The following is an 18,632-nucleotide window of genomic DNA, read 5'->3' on the forward strand; positions in this document are numbered from 1 at the left end:
CGCACTATAGAAATAGCTGTCAAGCCGGAGCATTATACTTATGGGAAAAGTAGTCGGAATCGACCTCGGGACTACCAACTCCTGCGTAGCTGTGATGGAAGGCGGTAAGCCAACTGTCATCGCTAACGCCGAAGGATTTCGCACCACCCCCTCAGTGGTTGCCTACGCTAAAAACGGCGATCGCTTGGTTGGGCAAATCGCCAAGCGCCAAGCCGTGATGAATCCAGAAAACACCTTCTATTCAGTCAAACGCTTCATCGGCCGTCGCCATGATGAGGTGAAAAACGAGGCGACTGAGGTCTCCTACAACGTGCTGAATGTGGGCAACAACGTTAAGCTAGATTGCCCCCAGGCTAGTAAGCAGTTTGCACCGGAGGAGATCTCGGCCCAGGTACTGCGCAAGCTGGCGGATGATGCCAGTAAGTACATTGGCGAGTCAGTGACCCAGGCTGTTATTACCGTACCGGCTTATTTCAACGACTCCCAACGCCAAGCCACCAAAGACGCCGGTAAGATTGCTGGCTTGGAGGTTCTCCGGATCATCAACGAGCCTACAGCGGCTTCGTTGGCTTATGGTCTCGATAAGAAGAGTAATGAAACCATCCTAGTCTTTGACTTAGGGGGGGGCACCTTCGACGTCTCCATCCTAGAAGTCGGCGACGGAGTCTTTGAAGTGCTAGCCACCTCAGGGGATACTCACTTAGGTGGTGATGACTTTGACAAGAAGATCGTTGACCATCTGGCCACTGAATTTCAGCACCAGGAAGGGATTGATCTGCGTAAGGACAAGCAGGCGCTGCAACGGTTAACGGAAGCCGCCGAGAAGGCCAAGATTGAGCTCTCCAGTGTTAGCCAGGCAGAGGTGAACCTGCCCTTCATCACGGCAACCCAGGATGGTCCTAAGCACTTGGAGATGACCCTAACCCGGGCCAAGTTTGAAGAGCTGTGTGCCGACCTGATCGATCGCTGTCGTGTTCCCGTCGAGAATGCGCTCAAGGATGCCAAGCTCAATAAGGGCGACATCGACGAGGTAGTACTGGTTGGGGGGTCTACTCGCATCCCAGCCGTGCAAGACGTCGTTAAGAAAGTTCTGGGTAAAGATCCCAACCAGAGCGTGAACCCGGACGAGGTGGTTGCCATTGGTGCGGCAATTCAAGGAGGAGTCTTAGCCGGGGATGTGAAGGATATCCTACTGCTGGATGTGACTCCCCTATCTCTCGGGGTTGAGACCCTCGGTGGGGTCATGACTAAACTGATTAGTCGCAACACCACGGTGCCGACTAAGAAGTCTGAGGTCTTCTCGACGGCGGTAGATGGCCAGACCAATGTGGAGATCCATGTCCTGCAAGGTGAGCGGGAGATGGCCAATGACAATAAGAGCCTAGGAACCTTCCGATTGGATGGTATTCCCCCGGCTCCTCGAGGCGTGCCTCAAATCGAGGTGACCTTTGACATTGACGCCAACGGCATTCTCAATGTCACCGCTAAGGATAAAGGCACCGGTAAAGAGCAATCCATTACCATCACTGGGGCGTCCACCCTGGATGAGAATGAGGTCGAGCGCATGGTGCAGGAAGCGGAACAAAATGCCACTGCTGACCAGGAGCGTCGCGAGCGCATCGAGTTGAAGAACCAAGCCGATTCTCTGGCGTATCAAGCTGAGAAGCAGATCGGTGAACTGGGCGATAAAGTCCCTGCTGCCGAAAAAGAGAAAGTGGAGGGGCAAATCAAGGCTCTGAAGGATGCCGTAGCCCAAGAAGACTACGATCAACTCAAGGCTCTGACCACAGAACTGCAACAATCTCTGTACACCATTAGCAGTAACATCTACCAGCAGGCAGGAGGCCCCGATGGCGCCACCCCTGGTGCAGGTCCCGAGGCTGCTGATGGCGGCGGCAGTGGTAGTTCCGGCGGAGACGATGATGTAATCGATGCCGAGTTCTCTGAGACAGATTCCAATAAATAGAGACAGCGAGGAATCAGCGGGATCGACGAATCGTCGATCTCGAACTCGCTCCGGCTAGCAACGAGCGGATGGTCAGTGGCCATCCGCTTTCTTATGGACCAGCTGTTTGAATGAGGAAATAATGCGTTCATGTTGCAGAGTTCGAAAGACTACGAAGATTAATGTGATCTGCTGTCAATGCGAGCTACCTTTGTTAAAAGGAGAGTAATCTGCTTCGCCAGGATTCTCTGCCATGATTGAGTCATCGCTTGCCCACCTGCAGATGGCATCTAGTCAGCCGCAACGACTACGGGAGCAGGTGCAAATTGCCTTAGCCATCGCTGATGCATCGACGTTGCGATCGCTACTGACAGAGAGCACCCCTCCCCTGGCCTTGAGTGATCGCATTGGTGTCCTGCGGGCTGAAGTAGGTGTGCCCTTGCCGGAGGGGGGCAAACGGGCAATGGATGGGGTGCTGTGGGTAGAGTCAATCGAATGTGCCCTAGCTGGATCGCGTCCTGACCTGGCGGCCCAGCCTTCGGGGTCTGACCACCAACCCTACCAGGATTTGACCCGTTGCCACTCGGAGCTGCATACCCTGGCCCAGAATATTTCCCTCTCAGAGGCGATTGCCCTCTTGTCCCATGCCGGGTTCCAGAGTGAGCAGATCAGTCAAATTTTGCATTTGCCGGCCCAGGCCTGGCACCGAGATTGGTGGTATCAGAGCGACCTGTCTGGGCACTTGACCCTGCCGTTTTGTCGGGCCATTCGGACCCGTCGGTTTGCCGATGGCCGCTTTAGCCTACAGTATCGGGATTTCTATGCCTTGGAGCCACCTCCGTGTTTCCAGGGCATCGAAGTAGCCATTCCCGTTGAGTTCAAGCCAGCCGACCAAGGATTTGGTGAAACGCTGGAACGGGTGAATGGAGCCCGTCGCCATTGGGGCACGGACAAGGCCTTGGTCATCAGTGAAACTCTGTCTGAACTGGAGGTGCAAGGCTTGACCCGGCAAGGGGTGAGTCTGTATCAACCCCGCCCTCAAGCGTTGCCCCAGGCAGCAGATTGCAGCCGCTGCCATCAGGCTAACTGCCCTCTCCAGGGTCGAATTCATTCCCCGGTGTTAACCTGCCAAAGCTACGACCCTTAAGGCTAGTCCCGAGCTCAGGCGAGGGTGAGCTGTTAATTTATGGCCGGGGTGGGTGACGTCGGGCGGAAATGCCTAGCATGGGCAACGATGGCCGTGAGGTTTTATCGGGTAGGGCGTAGATAGGAGGTGTCTCAGGAAGATTTGCTGAGCGCCGTTGTCCTTGCCACCACCGCCATGCGATGGTCAAAGACCGGCCCCGCAGGGCCATCGCCCCCCCCCGCCATGGCCAGGCCAAACGCCGCCAGAGAGGGACTGCCATCGAGTCCGCCCAGCAACACATCGACCATACCGGCGGTGACGGCGATACTGACCAGACGCTGACGCCGGTAGGTTGTCTTGAGCCAGTATGTCCAGGGGCGATTCATCTAATTCGGGGTATCGAATTCGGGTTATTAAATCAACAGGTGCGATTGCCCACCGACTCCATTAACCGACTAGATTAACCAGCGTATGCCAGCCTCTCCTCGATGCAGCCGAGGGAATATGCTCCTACCTTAGCATGCCCTTTTCAGAGACAATGGGGTCACGCAAGAGCATACTCAGGCGCCCCCCTCAGGTCAGCCCCAGCCAGGTGAGAATTCCCTTGCCGGTGAGGAGTTCGAATCAACACCACTAGCACAAATCCCACCATGGCAGCTCGGCCATCTCAGCCGTTCGGCATACTCGTTGAAGCCAGTCTTCGGCGCTCTAGGTTAGGCCTAACGCTAGGTTCCATATCAGCCATGGATGATTGTTGACAAGACTATACCAAGTCTCGACCCAGGTCTCGACCCAGGTCTCGACCCAGGTCTCCGACTTGGACAAGGTTTGATACTCCTACTATTGATGAGGCGGCCCATTTCAGTCAATGGTGGAATACCGTCCCTCTTTTCCCCCATCTGCTCGCCGGGTTTGAGCCAGGGCACTCCAGCGTCTCCCAGCGGAATGCTCTTAAGCTGAAGACCAATGGGCACGAGGAAGAACTATGCAAATTGGCATTCCCAAGGAAATCAAAGACCAGGAATTTCGAGTTGGGCTCAGTCCTAACAGTGTCAAGGTCTTGCGGGAACAGGGAACATCGTCTCGTCGTGCAAACAGGGGGCTGGGCTCGGCGCTGGCTTCAGCGATGAAGCCTATGGCCAGGCGGGGGCCGAGATGGTCGCTACAGCGGCAGAGGCCTGGAATCAGACCCTGGTGGTGAAGGTCAAAGAACCCTTGCCGGCCGAGTATCCGTTGATGCAGCCAGGGCAGATTCTCTTTACCTACTTGCATTTGGCGGCTAACCGTTCCCTAACCCAGCAACTGATGGCCAGTGGTGTGCAGGCCATTGCCTATGAAACCGTGGAGGTCAAACCAGCACCGGCCCTTGCTGACGCCAATGAGCATTATTGCCGGGCGTCTCTCGGTGCAGTTTGGCGCTCATTATCTAGAACGGCAACAGGGGGGGCGGGGCGTGCTGTTAGGCGGAGTGCCAGGGGTACGACCAGCCCATGTGGCTATCCTGGGCGGCGGTGTGGTCGGCACCGAAGCTGCCAAAATGGCAGTGGGATTAGGCGCCCGGGTGCAGCTTGTCGATATCAATGTGGAGCAATTGGGCTATCTAGAAACCCTCTTCGGCTCCCGAGTAGAGCTGCTCTACAGCAGTCAGCCAGAGATTCAACGGGTAGTGCCCGACGCCGATTTAGTTGTGGGGGCAGTGCTGGTGCCGGGACGTCGTCCGCCTACTCTAGTGTCGCGAGCTCTGGTGGCCCAGATGCGGGCTGGCTCTGTCATCGTGGATGTGGCCGTGGACCAGGGGGGCTGCATTGAGACCATGCAACCGACGTCCCACAGCCATCCCACCTATGAAACGGAGGGGGTCTTACACTACGGTGTTCCCAATATGCCAGGGGCGGTGCCCTGGACGGCGACCCAGGCTCTGAACAACAGCACTCTGCCCTATGTGCAGCAACTGGCTCAACATGGCCTGAAGGCATTGGCCATGGATGAGTCCTTGGCGGCGGGACTGAATGTTAGAGACGGGCAACTGGTGCACCCAGCGGTACAGCAGGTATTTCCAGAGTTGGCGGCCCCGACCAAGTCGGCGGGCTGATCGAGATTTTTCTTCTTATTCCGGATGTCGTCGCATTGCCACGAAGCAATAAATCAGGGGGCCCTGGGGCGCTCTGGCGGAGACGCGCTCCTATGATTAAGGAGGATGTCCCTGATCGCTACCATGAACAATTATTTATCATGGGGAGCTGCTGCTGTATGGTCCCGGGCTTGGGGCGTAGGCCTAGCAATGGGATTGGCTGGTGTGGGCAGCCCAGCCTGGGCTCAACCGACCGCTGCAGATTGTTATGCTCAGCTGGAGCAAGGCATGGAACCCGCGACGATCTGCCATCAGGTTTTGGCGGGTTGGCTGCAGCAGGCCGACGCCTATCCGAGAAGCCTGCCCGTGGGCCAACGGCTGCCCCAGTTGGCGCTGCTACAGCAGGCCCTCTCCCTGGCTAACTTGTTACAGGAGCCCGAGCTCAGCATTGAGGTGCTGCATCGGCTGGCGGATTTATCCCATGACCTCGGCCAGTATCCCCGCGCTATTGAGCAGTTTCAGCAGGCCCTGGAGTTGGCTCAATCGCTGGATTTGCCCCGATTGCAAGGCGAGTCATTGGCTGGCTTGGGCCGAGTGCATACCGACTTTGGTCAGTTGGCCCTAGCCTTAGAGTATTATCAGCAGGCCCTGGAGCAGTTCCAAGCGGTGGGGGCCACTGCTGAGGTGGCGGCCACGTGGCGGCTGATCAGTATTGCTCATCAAGAGGATGGGCAGTGGCTGGCGGCCCTGCAGGCAGCGGCGGAGTCCTTGGCCATGGCCCAGGGGGATAGGGGATCAGGTGGCAGCAGCGGCGGCTCTACACCAACGGGGGAAGTCGAACTGGCCCAGGGGGAGTATGACCATGCGATCGCATCCTATCGGCAGGCCATTGCCCGGCGCCGCCAGGGAGCCGATTCCTTAGCTCTGGCAGAGAGTTTAAACCGCTTGGGCGGTGCCTACTCCCTGCAGGGCCAATACCCTGAGGCCCTAGGAGCCTATCGAGAAGCCTTAGACCTCAGTCGCCAGCAAGACAACCTGGCCCAAACCGCCACCCTGCTGCAAAACCTTGGCTTGACCCAGGCGAAAGTAGGCCAGATCAACCCAGCTATTAATCGCCTCCATGAAGCCGCCGCCATCTTTCAAGTGTTAGGTTACCGCGGGTTAGAAGGCGAAACCCTGAGCACCATCGCCACCCTGCTGCGGCAGCAGCAGCAACCAGAGTTGGCCATCGCTGTCTACAAGCGAGCCATCAATGTGCTGGAAGGGGTGCGTCAGGAACTGCGCCTACTGCCCCAGGAGTTACAGACCATTTTCCCAGAGACCTTCGCCGGCACCTATCGAGCCCTAGCCGATTTGCTCCTGCAGCAAGGGCGGATCGAGGAAGCTCAGCAAGTGTTGGATTTGCTCAAAGTTCAGGAGATCGATGACTATCTCTATGCGGTCGAAGCATCGGGACAAGGCGAGCTAGGCATCGAGTCTCTGTCAGCCGAGACAGCCTTGCTCGATCGCTACGGCCAAACCATTGCTCAAGGACGAGAACTGGCGCAACTCCGCCATATTCCTCCCCCCGAGCGTAGTCCGGCCCAACAACAACGGATTGCCGAACTCGTCGCTGCCCAGCAAGACAGCCTAGATAGTTTCAACCGCTTCATCACCAGTCCCGAGGTGACGGCCCTGATCCAGCAACTGAGCATGACCAGTCGGCGTCAAAATATCGATCCAGCCCACCTCAACAGTCTGCAGGATAATCTGCGTCAACTGGAGGTGCCAGCGGTGCTGCTCTACCCTTTAATCTTGGAGGATCGCCTGGAACTGCTCCTGGTCACTCCCTACAGCCCACCGATTCGGCGGACGGTGGCGGTGACGGCAGGGGAACTAACGACGACCATTCAGGCCTTTCGTGCTGCCCTGAGCAACCGAGAGCCTCGGGTAGAGGAACTGGCTCATCGACTCTACCGTTGGTTAGTGCAGCCCCTGGAAGCGGACTTGGCCCAGGCAGAGGCCGAGCTGCTAGTGTATGCCCCCGATGGTCAACTGCGTTATATTCCCCTGGCCGCCCTCCATGATGGCCGGCAGTGGTTAGTGGAGCGTTTCCAGGTCACCAACATCACCGCCGCCAGTCTAACCGACTTCGATGCCGCGCCGGCGGCGAGCCCCAGTGTGCTGGCCGCCGCTTTCAGCCAGGGGCAATACGATGTCCACATCGGTCAGCGCCGGGTGCAATTGGCCGGGTTACCCTATGCCGGCGTCGAGGTCGACTCCTTGACCCATACCTTCGCGACGGTCAGCACACTCTTGAACCAGGACTTCAGCCCCACCGCCACGATTCCCCGGATGGGGGACCATACCATCGTCCATCTCGCCACCCACGCCGAATTTGTGCCCGGCCAGCCGCAGGACTCCTTCATCCTGTTCGGCAACGGGGAACAGGTGACTCTGGAAGATATCGGTACCTGGAACCTGAATCGAGCCGATTTAGTGGTGCTCAGTGCCTGTCAAACCGGGTTGGGAGGACGGCTGGGCAACGGCGAAGAAATTCTAGGCTTTGGCTATCAGATTCAACGGGCTGGCGCTAAAGCCGCAGTGGCTTCCCTGTGGTCGGTGGACGACGGCGGGACCCAAGCCCTGATGACGGCGTTCTATGCTGGCCTGCAGCAGGGTTCCACGAAGGCCCATGCCCTGCGTCAAGCGCAATTGGCGTTGATTCGCAATGATCAAGCCGTGATCGACGATACCCAACGCAGTATTGCCATCGTGCTCTCGGACGGTGCGACTCGTCAACTTCCCAGTTCTTTCAGCCATCCCTACTATTGGGCTCCCTTTATCCTGATCGGCAATGGCCGATGAGGCGGGAAAGGACCCTACCCCCTCACTCATAAATCGTCTCATCTTCTTGTCGCCAGGCTGGATCGACAATGCATAGGAAGACGAGGGCATCTGTGCCGTTGTTATGGATATACTGGCGGGCACCGGGAGGAATATAAATGGCATCCCCTGGCTTCACGGCCTGGGCCTCATTGTCGATGTGCATGGTCCCCTGGCCCTGTAGGATGTAGTAGACTTCTGAGGTCTTGAGGGAGTGGGGAGTGGAGGTTCGCCCTGCTGGCACGGTGGCGTGGGCCAAACTATAGCGCAGGGCTAGGGCTGCCTTATCGGGGTGCAGCAGCTCTCGCAGTTGGGTGCCATCACCGGCAGTGAATTCGGGACAGTTGAGTAGGTTGCGCACAAACATGTTAGGGGCGGGGATGGGACATGAGGGTGTCTGCCTCGAAGTCGGGGCAGTCGATGGCGGTCTCAGAGAGGGCGGCGCTGGGATGAATAGGGCACTTGAGTAAGGGATTATTGGTAAATTACCGACAGTCGGCGCAGGGAATGCGGTGCATTTGCCTGGCTCGAGCAATGCCGTCTCGGGTAAATGACCATAGATTCCAGCCTAGGAGCAAGAGGATTCCCCAGGCGCAGACGAAACAAATTGGCCCTAGGATGGACTGGATTAGCTGGACCAGCCAAATGGCCAGGGATTGAATGATTTGCAGAAAAGAATACACGTGCGATCGCATCCATCCATATCATCCATCCATATCATCAAGGTAGCCCCCCAGACCCGGAGGGCTAGTTAGCCTCGAGGTCGGTGTCCCCCTCTCTCTTATACTGGCAGCAATGAGCGCTGACAGGTAGGGCAAATGGCATGGATCGTGAGTTGGCAGTCCAATAAGTGATACCCAGACTTCTGGGCCGTCTTAGCGCCTGCCTTCAGGACCGAATCATTTTTAAACTCGATGGTTCGATTGCAGCGCACGCAGATCAAATGGTGATGATGGTGGGGAGCTGGCTGATTGAGCTCATAGCGCTTATGTCCTTCTGCCAACTCCAGTTCTCGCAGAATACCCATGCGAGACAGCAGTTTGAGATTGCGATAAATCGTTGACAGACTGACAGTTTCCCCTTTTTCCCGTAAGACCTCCAGGAGATCTTCGGCGCTCAAATGCTCTCCCTTAGGCAAATTTTGAAAGGTTGTCAGCAGGATTTCCCGCTGGGGAGTCATGCGCCAGCCCCGTTCATTCAGCTCAGTCTTAAGGGCTGCAGGGGTATAGGCTGCCATGATAAATTCCTCGCAATAGCCATCCTTAATTGAGAATGATAATACATCTGCCAGATATTCGCAAGAGGATAAGTTTGTTGAGAATAATATCCAGTAATCAGCTCCACTGCAATTGATAAGCTTGCTGCTAGGGGCCCGATAGCCAACACGACTACTGGTCTTGGGTGGCAATCGCCAGTTGCACGCCCAGGGCACTGAGGCGATCTAATACAGCAACTACCTGGCCATGGGAAGCCGCCGTGTCTGCGCGCAGCACCACTAAGATAGAGGCGTTCTCGGCCTGGGTCGCCTGCACTGCTGTTGTCAGTTCATCAAGGGTTACCGGTTGATCTGCCAAGAAAATCTCCCCTTGGGCGGTTAAGGTGACGGTGAGGGAGGGGGATAGTTGCGGCGAGGCTGTCGTGGCTTGGGGGAGAGTGATCGGTAGATTAGTGGTCTCTGTTAGAAACAGACTTGACACAATAAAAAAGGTCAGTACGGCAAAGATCACATCGATCATGGGTACGATGTTGATGACCGGCGATTGTCCAGAGTCCTCGGGGAGTTGCATGGCCAATACCAAGGGATTGACTGAGAGATATCTACGACACTTTTTACGACACCTTTAAAGACAGTTTAAGCATCCATTGATTTAAACTATGGCTGATTTAGACACGGCTGCTGTTGCTAAAGCAATAGCGGCGGGATAGATACGATGTTCTTGCGCCTGGATACGGGCTTGTAATGTCTGGGGGGTGTCATCTGGGTGGACGGGCACCACCGCCTGTAAAATGATCGGGCCACTATCTACGGCTAGCACGGCATAGTGGACGGTGCACCCAGAGACTTTGACGCCAGCCTTTAAGGCTTGTTCGACAGCCCGCACCCCTGGAAAACTGGGTAATAGACTGGGATGGATATTTAGTACTCGTTGGGGAAAAGCGTCGAGCAGGATTCGGGTGACTCGTCGCATCCAACCGGCCATGGCTACCCACTCGACGCCATATTGCCGCAATACCATCACAATCTCGTGTTCTAAGGCTTCACGGCGATCAAACTGGCGGTGGTTCAACAAAATTGCCGGAATGCCTAATGTCTCTGCTTGGTCAGCCACCTTAGCGCCTGGGTTGTTGTAGATGACCACCTGAATCTTGGCCTGAAGCCGATCTTGGGCGATGGCTTCGGCGATGGCGACCATATTACTCCCCTTACCAGAGGCTAAAATCCCCAGTGGTGTTGGTTGTGGTGGGCGAGGTAGGGGGTCTGGCAGCGGCGGCGAGATTAGCACAGGGGCTGGAGAGGTGGATATCATGATAGACGGGGCAATAGCTCCCCATTTCCTTGCTCTCCAGCCTATCTGGAAACTGTGCCCCTGGGAAGAGGTCGACTACTCGTGCTCTGTGGCAGCAATAATGCCTCGATTGATCAAAGCGGCAAGGCGATATTATCGGGATTTCTCTGTCTGCCTTCTGAATTCTGTCCTAGTGAGCTAAGAGGACATTTGGAAACTCGGCTGAAAGGCCTGTAAGGTAGGCATTTTAGAGTGTATGGCCCTGCTGGCCAGAAACCAGTCTGGAGAAAGGTTGCAGGGTACTTTCCAAACATCCTCTAAGTCTGGTTGCCGGGATGCTTCTGCAAGGACAGGAGATAGGTGTGGGCCGTGATGGCTGTCCAGGTTGAGTTCGAGCTGATGTGATGTAGCCAGTCCTGCAGCGGGGCCGCATTTGGTTTAGTCAGCGCTTCTGAGACGAGTAGGGTGGCGTAACCTCCGGGCCGCAGCAGGTGCAGGCAGCGTTCTAGGAAGAGCCGTTCTCGATAGAGGGGAACAGCGCGACGTGACAGGGAGCGGGTGGCATGACGGAAGTCAGAAGAACGGCGGATAAAGTCTCGCAGATAGGAATAATGCCCCTGGTAGTCGCGCCAGGCAGTGGCCAAATCGGGATGGTGTTGCAGGATGGTATGACGCAGTTGGTTCAGGGTTTGTCGATCGATGCCTTTGGCCTGAAACAGGGGACGAAAGGCTAGGAAAAACTCATCTAGGTTGGGCCGCAGTAGTCCTGGCGGGGGCTGACAGAGAATGCCGTCGAACCCGCCTTTTTGCAGGATGTCATGGCAATGAAAGCCCCAGTGGAAAGGGTGTAGGGCGTCCATGTCGGCTGTGGTGAGGACGCGTCGCTGATGGCGGCCGTAGGCATCTGGCTGCTGATAATGGATGCCGAGGTGTTGACTAAATTCGCTGAGCAGTAATTGGTTTAGCCGGATTTGAGCAGTGTGATTGATGTGGTGAAGTTGCTGCCACATCAGGTTGGCTTGTCCCTGGCTGGCTAAATCCCCAGCTGCTATTAGCGGTTCTGTCTGGGCGCGGTAGTACTCTAAGTGAATGTGGCGGGCTTGTAGAATCGAGCGGTAGTCCTCGGCGGCGAGGGGTTGCAGCAGACTACCTTGCCGAGGCAGGGTAGGAGCTGGGGCTTCAAACCGCTCGGAATCGACCTGCACTAGCCCCACCAGGGCGTTGCCCGAGAACAGGGTGGTGTCGGCTGGGGGAAATCGCTGTAGGTCTGCGGGGGTAGGGGTGGCGGCTAGTCGCTGTAGATGCAGTTGCAGTTGGGTTAACTGGACGGCCACGGGCCAGGCATCGATTCCATAGATGTGGCGGCTGATGTGTTGATGCAACCTGAGCAGGTCTGGTTGTTCCTCGGGTGGTAATTGTCCCACTAGGGGGGCGTAGTGGGACAGTAGCTGGCGGTGGGCTGTCAGGAGATAGGTGCCTGCTCCACAGGCAGGATCCACCAGAGCTGGGGGAATGGCTAAGAGCGCGCGCGCCAGGGATGAATCGGCCTGCATCAGGACATCGGCCCAATGGTGAAAGCGGTCAGGGAAGAGGGTCTCGGCTTTCTGTTGCAATAGGGGCAATAGGGTGCGATCGCACAGGTGCTGAGCCACCGCTGCCGCTGTCACCGTGGGGGTGCCTTGGGTCTGAGCGGTGACAAAGGCTTCAAATACCTGGCCTAGCAAATCCAGGGGCAAGCCCTCTCCCGGGGGCAAATCCCCCAACCACTCCAGCAGGGGTTCGAAGGCGGCGTCGGGGATCTGCAGAGACGGATACTGCTGCTCTAGGGGCGAGGGCTGAAACAGCCCCAGGGAAATGGCTGGTAATTGCCTCAGATGCGATCGCCAGGGGGCCGGTCGCCCCTGCGGCGATCGCAGTAGACCCTGATAACACAGCGGTTGCAAAACCTGATGAAAGAAGCGATCGCGGCCCCGTTGCTGGCTCTGGCCGTACTGATTTTGCAGATACCACTCATCGTCCCCCAGCCATCCCCGCCGCTGCAAACCGTAGAGCAGGATCAGACGGCAGATCAGGGTAATGGCATAGCTAGCCCGTTCTGGTGCCGTTGGCACCGCCTCCAGGGCGGCAAATAGAGACTCATAGGCGGCGTCAAAGCGTGGGTAATAGCCGGGCCAGTGGCTATCACCGCCCTGCAACTGAGACTGCAGCGGCTGACTGGGGTCACCTGCAGCCATCGCTGCACCCAATCCGCCGCCAAGGGAGCAACCTGACCGGGTCCCTGGACCCGATAAGCTGGGGAGCCCGAGTCTGTGGGCCATTCCCAAAGACTCTGCCCCCGGGCATTCAGCCAAATCACCACTGGTTGCGGCCAGATAGACTGCAGCCGCTGCAGAAACTGCCACCGAGCAGTTGCCTGGGGGGTATAGGCAGCTGTAACCACCCCAATGTCACCGGCCTGGGCAGAAGGTTGCCCCTTAGCCGACAAATCGGTGTCCCAGCCAGCGACGGCATCAGAGTGTAGTCGCTGCCATCCCAACCCATCAAACAGGGCAATCATGTTACCTATCTCTAGGCTCGAAACCAAGCTAGAGAGCCGATCAGCTCGCCCCTGGGATGTCAGGTTAGAGAAGGGGCTAGGGGCTGACATAAACCTCTTGAGTGATGGCCACCTTCACCCTAGCAAGTGAAGCTACCCCGAATGTTGACCACTGGGGCTCAGGGAGTCTCAGACGATTGTTGCTTAGCTTGGGCTGCCAGGGCATAGTCACGGAAACGGTTCATATCGGCTTGAATGGTGGATTCAACAATGCGACCCAAAAACAAGTTATCCATCCACTTGATAATGGCCGGAACAGCATAGGACACGGTGAGCTTGACTGTTGTGGTACCTTCTTGGCGATCGTAGAAACGAATGCCCCCGCGATTGGGCAGCCCATCTACGGATTCCCACTGAATCAGCTGCTCTGGCACTAGCCGGGTAATCCGGGACAGCCAGCTGAACTCTAGCCCTCCCGAGGCAAGTTTCCACCGAGATAACTCTGGCGTGTCTGCTAAGACGGTGACCGATTCGATCCACTTCATCCAGCGGGGCATTTGCTCGAGATCAGACCAAAGCTCCCAGGCCAGTTGCACCGGGATCTCGACCTCGACAAACACACTGTGGTCTAACCATTCGCTCATAGCTATGGGGAATAGGGAGAAAGGGATACGGCGGCAGGGCTTAGGATGGCACCGTCACTGGGCCTACTGGGGCCCAGGCAGCAATGGCCTCAGCGGCCTGACGCCCTGATAGGGTGGCCCCTTCCATGCTATCGATGTAGTCTTGCTGAGTGTAGCTGCCCGCTAAAAAGAAGTTGGAAATAGGGGTCACCTGCTCAGGACGATAGGGATCCATGCCGGGAGCTTCTCGGTAAAGGGATTTGGCCAACTTCACCACACTATACCAAGTCATGGTCAGCTGCCGGGAGGAAGGAAACAGATCGTGCACCTGCTTCAGCACATGGTGGGCAATGGCCTGGTTGGACTGGCGAATGAAGGGATCGCCGGGCGTAAGCACCAGTTGCAGTAACGAGCCTTCCCCCTGGCGCCGGTAGTCCTTTGGGCTGGTCAGGGCCAAATCGGCGAAGCAGGAGAAATCGGCATCGGGGGTATAGAGTAAATTGTCCAGACCTACGGCCTGCTGGAGTTGTTGACGGGCTTGGGCATTGGCTAGTTCTGTCACCCAGCCATTGAACCGCAGTTGCACCGTGGCTACGGGCACGGCATCGAGCCGATAGATATTGTCAAATTCTGGCCACTGCCGCCAGGCATCCGGCAGTAGCCGTTGGATACCGGGTACATCACAGGCACAGAGGTAGGCGGCGGCCGTGATGGTGTCGCTGGCGTCACCGTTAGCGATGACTAAGCCGGTGACCTGCGGGCTGTTACCCTGGCGTTGCCACAAGATCTCACGCACGCCTCGGCGCGTGTGGATGGTCACCCCTCGTTGGCTTAGGTACTGGACAATAGGCTGGAGCAGGCAGGTGTCAGGGGATCCCTCTAACATGCGTAAGACAGAGGCCTCGGAACGGGCGGCGAACAGCTGAAAGATGGTCAGCATGCAGCGGGCTGAAATCTGCTCGGTGTCGATGAACCCCAGGGCATAGGCGATGGGGTTCCACAGCCGCTTGAGGCTGCCCTGGGAGCCCCCTTGGCCGCGAAACCAGTCGGCGAAGCTGATGCGATCCAGTTGCCGGATGGTGGTCATGGCCCCCTCAAAGTCGACTAGCCCACGCACGATGGGGCTGGTGGCCAATGCGATCGCATTTTGGGCCTTATCCCGCAGGGATAGTTGACCCGTGGTAAAAAATGCCTTCAGCCCATTAAATGGTGCCCCCGTGAGAAAGCGAAAATCGAGGGCAGCGGTCTGGCCACCTCGATTGACGAAGGTATGGACATGCTCTTTCAACCGCAGCGAGTCGAACGCCCCTACCTGCGTCATCAATTCAAACAGGTTGTAGTAGCAGCCGAAAAAGACATGTAGCCCCATCTCGATATGGTTACCCTGGCCATCGACCCAACTGCCAACCTTGCCACCGACGAAGGGACGAGCCTCGAATATCTCCACCTCATGGCCAGCATCCACCAACTCCACCGCTGCCGCTAACCCCGCTAGCCCAGCTCCGACAATGACAACTCGCATGAGCGACCCTTCCTCATCAGTGCTTTACATAGTGTAATCCCTTGGGTCGCTTCACCTAAACGCCCAGTACAACATGGTGGCAGTCGATCAGTCATGGCGCCCCCAGCTCTCCCTTGCTTCTCCCCTCTCCGGCCCTGAAGCAGGGCAGGCCAACTGGGGCCGCAGGCCACTCGGCTCCGAGCTGCCATATCTCGATCTGACGATGGGTTATTGCATCTCCAGGGGAGGAATGTTAAGCTCCTCAGCCGTACAAGAGCGGGTCTCAAACAGAGCGCAGAGATCCTTGAGCTGGGGATTGCCACTGGCACTGCCAGTTACCCCGGCCGCAATGACCACGCCGCAATGCCCTTGATAGTCTTGATGCCATTGCCACCAGCGACTAAGGCTGCGCCGATCGACAGGGTCATCCCTGAGATATTCAGCAAACAGATGGAACTCGTCATCCCCAGTTTGTAGCAGCCCCAACTCATAGGCTGCCCCACTGTAGAAGTCGTGCCCAGGGGTGAAACACACGGCCTGGATTCCCTGGGCATGACGCAGGTTTTCGATCAGAGTCTTGGCCTTGGGGCGAGAGGTCTGAATCAGCACGACTGGCAACTCTTGGGGCGAGGAGCGTTCTCCCGCGGCTGCCCGGAAGGCCATGGACTGCAGATATCGTTGAGGACTCTGGCGTAGCTGCTGCAACCAGTCTCCCGGCAATTTCGTCAGCATCACCAGAGATCCCTGAGGAATATAGTCATCCCGTAGCACCGGCAGGGTCCTGCTGAAGTCCTGCTGGCCTTGGTCGCCAGCGCCTCCTAGGGCCACTTCCGTTTCCTGGATCAGCTCTTGGGCCAAGGCCGGTAGGGTTTTGACCAGTACCGATAGGGTTTTCTGGGATAGGTTGGGATCGGGATTCTCGATGCGATAACGGCCGTCTAGGGTGGGAAAGGGAACCGCCTCCAAGCTGTGATAGAAGCGTTTGAAAAATCGCCGCAGGGCTTCTAAGGCCACCATCATGGTGAAGGCTTCTTCCACTTCCAAATGATTGCGCAGCCCTTCTAGGGGGTGCAGGCTGCCGAACTCCGGCTGAACCGCATCTGGCCCTGGCGTGGTGACAGTCTGGGGCAAGCTGAACCAGCCATCATCGGCGTCTAAGAGTTCAAAATTGAGAAATAGGCAATCCTGCTCTAGGAACGCCTCTTGCATCTGCTTGGTGGATTGGCTGCCACTCAGCACCCGTTGGCGAAATTGTCGCAGGGATGTCACAGACCGATATAGCAGCAATCCGTATTCCACCCCAGCCATGCCCAAGGTAGAGACATAAAGGGTATCAACCTCCCAGGCATTGATCTCAACGGCCAAGATTTGTTGTTCGTTCAGCACCTGCCAGGGGGCAATATCCCACATGGCCATGGCTGTAGCCATGAGGTCCTGGGCATAGGGTTCCGGTAGGTTGGGGCGCTCTGGCAGGACCTGTTGCTGCAACTGCTGGAAGAGTTCATCGATTAACGGCAGGGCTGGTCCATAGTCAACGGTAATGTCTAAGTCCTGCAATACTCCTCTCAGGTAGAATTGCAGCTCGCGATCGCGGACAACAATTTTTTGGGGACGACAGGGATCGGCCGCCCCTTGGGGATGTTCGATGGCCTGGAGCAAGGTTCGAACCATGGCCTCAGGGCCAGCGTCGGTGGGCACAATGGCCAGGGATCGTACGGTTCCCTGGGTGCCATCTACCCAGAGAATACAGTCGGTAGGCGCCGGGTCATGATCGTCACTGGCATCAAACTGAGCCGCTAAGGAGCCCGTCATTGAGCACCGATCTCCTTCCCAAACACTAGGCAACTTGGGGAGACGCTGCAGACGTTGACTGGTGGATCGGTTCAGGGTGCTCATGAAGAACGCTCGGCAGCAGTGACGACAAGACATTTATAGTAAAGTCCATGGGCAAAAAACGCATAATCCCTATAGGAAAATATGCCGTTGTTGCCTCCCTACGCAGTTGACTCTTCAATCTTTGCATAGGCAATCTTTACATAGGCATTGTGGCGGGGTAGCCATAGAGAATGCCTATGATAACGACGATTGGGTGGGCTACTAGGAGTCAACTCCTCTGGAAGGCACCCCATTCAGGAGCTGGGAGGCGACTCAATGCCTCAGCAAAGAGCCGCCTGAGCGTTCCGATTTCAACGCTTTCCTGAAGGCTTCCAGTTTCTCTGAGCTAAACTGATAGAAGCTCGGTGTTTAGCCCCCTGGTGATTAAGATTAGCGATAAAATTGGTAGTTAAATGCATAACTCGAACGCCTGAGCGCTAAGGTTAGACGCGTGGCGTCAAGCCTACCCCGAAGTTGACCTTCTGGCGTAGGTTCCAAAGATTATTTGTTCGCTGTTTTCTCTGCTGCTTTGTTGAGGAGTCTTTTTAGGCCTGATGACACAGACAACCCAATCGCAACCAGGCATTCAAATGTCAGAAGCGGCCCTGAAGCACGTGCTGGCATTACGGGAACAACAGGGCACCGACCTCTACCTGCGGGTGGGTGTCCGTCAAGGGGGCTGTTCCGGGATGTCTTACATGATGGACTTTGAAGATCCCCAAAACGTCACGGAACACGATGAGGTCTATGACTACGACGGGTTTAAGGTGGTCTGCGATCGCAAAAGCCTGTTGTACCTCTACGGCCTCATGCTGGACTACAGCAACGCCCTAATCGGAGGGGGGTTCCAGTTCACCAATCCCAATGCCACCCAGACGTGTGGCTGTGGTAAGTCCTTCGGCGCTTAAGCTCTCTGTCTAAACAGCTAGGACGACTCGGGGAAAGAAGGATTCACGTCTTTCCCCATTTTTTTATGTCTAGAGTGGCCTGGCCGGAGGGCATAGGGTGAAGAGGGTTGGGTTCTCTAGGCAGTGGTGCCGGGCGTTCTGAGTTCTGGCTCCCCTCTGAGTCTGCTGTAATAGATTGAGATCCTAATTCATCGCAAGGAACCATGACTGAGACTTCTTCAGATCTCTTTGATCAGGCCATTGAACGCTACAAAGCTGGCGAACCCGTCGCCGATCTGATCCCCGTGTTTAAGCAGATATGCGATCGCGCCCCCAAAAATAGCGCGGCCCAAACCTGTTTGGCCTGGCTCTATCTCTTAGAAGACAGACCCAATTCAGCCCTCAAGGCAGCTCAACGCGCTGTCAAGCTGAACGGTAACGATCCCCAAGCCCGAGTCAACTTAGCCATCGCCATGTTAGAGGCAGGGAAAACAGGGGTACGGAACCATGTAGAAACCGCGGCCCAAGTACTAGCGACTGTTCCAGAGCTGCGGGACGATGTCCAAAAAAGCCTGGCAGATGGCTTAGAGAGACGCCCTAACTGGGCTAGTCTGATGCGGGTACAGCACTGGCTATTTGAGTAGCCTAAGCCTGTCAATGTTCAGGTTAAAAAGTATTAAAAACAGAGGCATTCTT

Annotated in this window: 14 protein-coding genes and 1 pseudogene; 6 read left to right on the forward strand and 9 right to left on the reverse strand. The window is 56.6% G+C overall.

Translation table 11 applies throughout. The features are described 5' to 3' along the window. Positions 1-40: 40 nt before the first annotated feature. Entirely contained in the window at positions 41-1,966 is a 1,926-nt protein-coding gene (dnaK, locus tag XM38_RS20935; RefSeq protein WP_088430942.1) for a molecular chaperone DnaK, read from the forward strand. 232 nt (positions 1,967-2,198) lie between these two features. Continuing rightward, complete coding sequence (locus tag XM38_RS20940) at positions 2,199-3,092, forward strand: hypothetical protein (RefSeq protein WP_088430944.1); 894 nt, start codon at positions 2,199-2,201, stop codon at positions 3,090-3,092. A 131-nt stretch (positions 3,093-3,223) separates the two neighbouring features. On the opposite strand, the gene XM38_RS20945 is transcribed toward XM38_RS20940, so the two are convergent. Then, a complete protein-coding gene (locus XM38_RS20945) occupies positions 3,224-3,457 on the reverse strand; it encodes a hypothetical protein (protein ID WP_088430946.1) in 234 nt (77 codons plus the stop codon). Between the two features lie 599 nt (positions 3,458-4,056). Here XM38_RS20945 and ald point away from each other — a divergent pair. Beyond that, positions 4,057-5,163, forward strand: a pseudogene (gene ald / locus XM38_RS29185) (alanine dehydrogenase). Between the two features lie 267 nt (positions 5,164-5,430). Then, positions 5,431-7,989, forward strand: a complete 2,559-nt coding sequence (locus XM38_RS20955; protein WP_187329493.1) for a CHAT domain-containing protein — start codon at positions 5,431-5,433, stop codon at positions 7,987-7,989. Between the two features lie 22 nt (positions 7,990-8,011). On the opposite strand, the gene XM38_RS20960 is transcribed toward XM38_RS20955, so the two are convergent. The 8 genes from XM38_RS20960 to XM38_RS21005 form a co-directional block, all read right to left on the reverse strand. Beyond that, positions 8,012-8,374, reverse strand: coding sequence for a cupin domain-containing protein (locus tag XM38_RS20960; RefSeq protein ID WP_080805972.1), 363 nt, complete (start codon positions 8,372-8,374; stop codon positions 8,012-8,014). Between the two features lie 414 nt (positions 8,375-8,788). Then, entirely contained in the window at positions 8,789-9,244 is a 456-nt protein-coding gene (locus tag XM38_RS20970) for a Fur family transcriptional regulator (RefSeq protein WP_080805976.1), read from the reverse strand. A gap of 151 nt (positions 9,245-9,395) precedes the next feature. After that, positions 9,396-9,794, reverse strand: coding sequence for an ExbD/TolR family protein (locus XM38_RS20975; protein ID WP_080805977.1), 399 nt, complete (start codon positions 9,792-9,794; stop codon positions 9,396-9,398). A gap of 81 nt (positions 9,795-9,875) precedes the next feature. Further along, the gene (gene purN, locus XM38_RS20980; RefSeq protein ID WP_088430950.1) at positions 9,876-10,535 is read right to left on the reverse strand and encodes a phosphoribosylglycinamide formyltransferase; all 660 of its coding nucleotides are present in this window, start codon (positions 10,533-10,535) and stop codon (positions 9,876-9,878) included. Positions 10,536-10,831: 296 nt separating this feature from the next. Continuing rightward, positions 10,832-12,748 carry a hypothetical protein gene (locus tag XM38_RS20985; RefSeq protein WP_187329494.1) on the reverse strand — a complete coding sequence of 639 codons (1,917 nt, stop codon included), beginning with the start codon at positions 12,746-12,748 and terminating at the stop codon, positions 10,832-10,834. Between the two features lie 481 nt (positions 12,749-13,229). Beyond that, on the reverse strand, positions 13,230-13,694 hold the full coding sequence (locus XM38_RS20995; protein ID WP_088430957.1) for an SRPBCC family protein: 465 nt from the start codon (positions 13,692-13,694) through the stop codon (positions 13,230-13,232). Between the two features lie 40 nt (positions 13,695-13,734). After that, a complete protein-coding gene (zds, locus tag XM38_RS21000) occupies positions 13,735-15,195 on the reverse strand; it encodes a 9,9'-di-cis-zeta-carotene desaturase (protein WP_088430959.1) in 1,461 nt (486 codons plus the stop codon). Positions 15,196-15,402: 207 nt separating this feature from the next. Continuing rightward, entirely contained in the window at positions 15,403-17,103 is a 1,701-nt protein-coding gene (locus XM38_RS21005; protein ID WP_391540788.1) for a DUF6930 domain-containing protein, read from the reverse strand. A 500-nt stretch (positions 17,104-17,603) separates the two neighbouring features. Here XM38_RS21005 and XM38_RS21010 point away from each other — a divergent pair, with 500 nt between their 5' ends. Together XM38_RS21010 and XM38_RS21015 are read left to right on the forward strand one after the other, a co-directional pair. Next, the gene (locus tag XM38_RS21010; RefSeq protein ID WP_080805985.1) at positions 17,604-17,957 is read left to right on the forward strand and encodes a HesB/IscA family protein; all 354 of its coding nucleotides are present in this window, start codon (positions 17,604-17,606) and stop codon (positions 17,955-17,957) included. A 203-nt stretch (positions 17,958-18,160) separates the two neighbouring features. Beyond that, positions 18,161-18,580, forward strand: coding sequence for a tetratricopeptide repeat protein (locus XM38_RS21015; protein ID WP_088430963.1), 420 nt, complete (start codon positions 18,161-18,163; stop codon positions 18,578-18,580). The last annotated feature ends 52 nt before the right edge of the window (positions 18,581-18,632 follow it).

The sequence above is a fragment of the Halomicronema hongdechloris C2206 genome, from assembly GCF_002075285.3.
Taxonomy (GTDB): domain Bacteria; phylum Cyanobacteriota; class Cyanobacteriia; order Phormidesmidales; family Phormidesmidaceae; genus Halomicronema_B; species Halomicronema_B hongdechloris.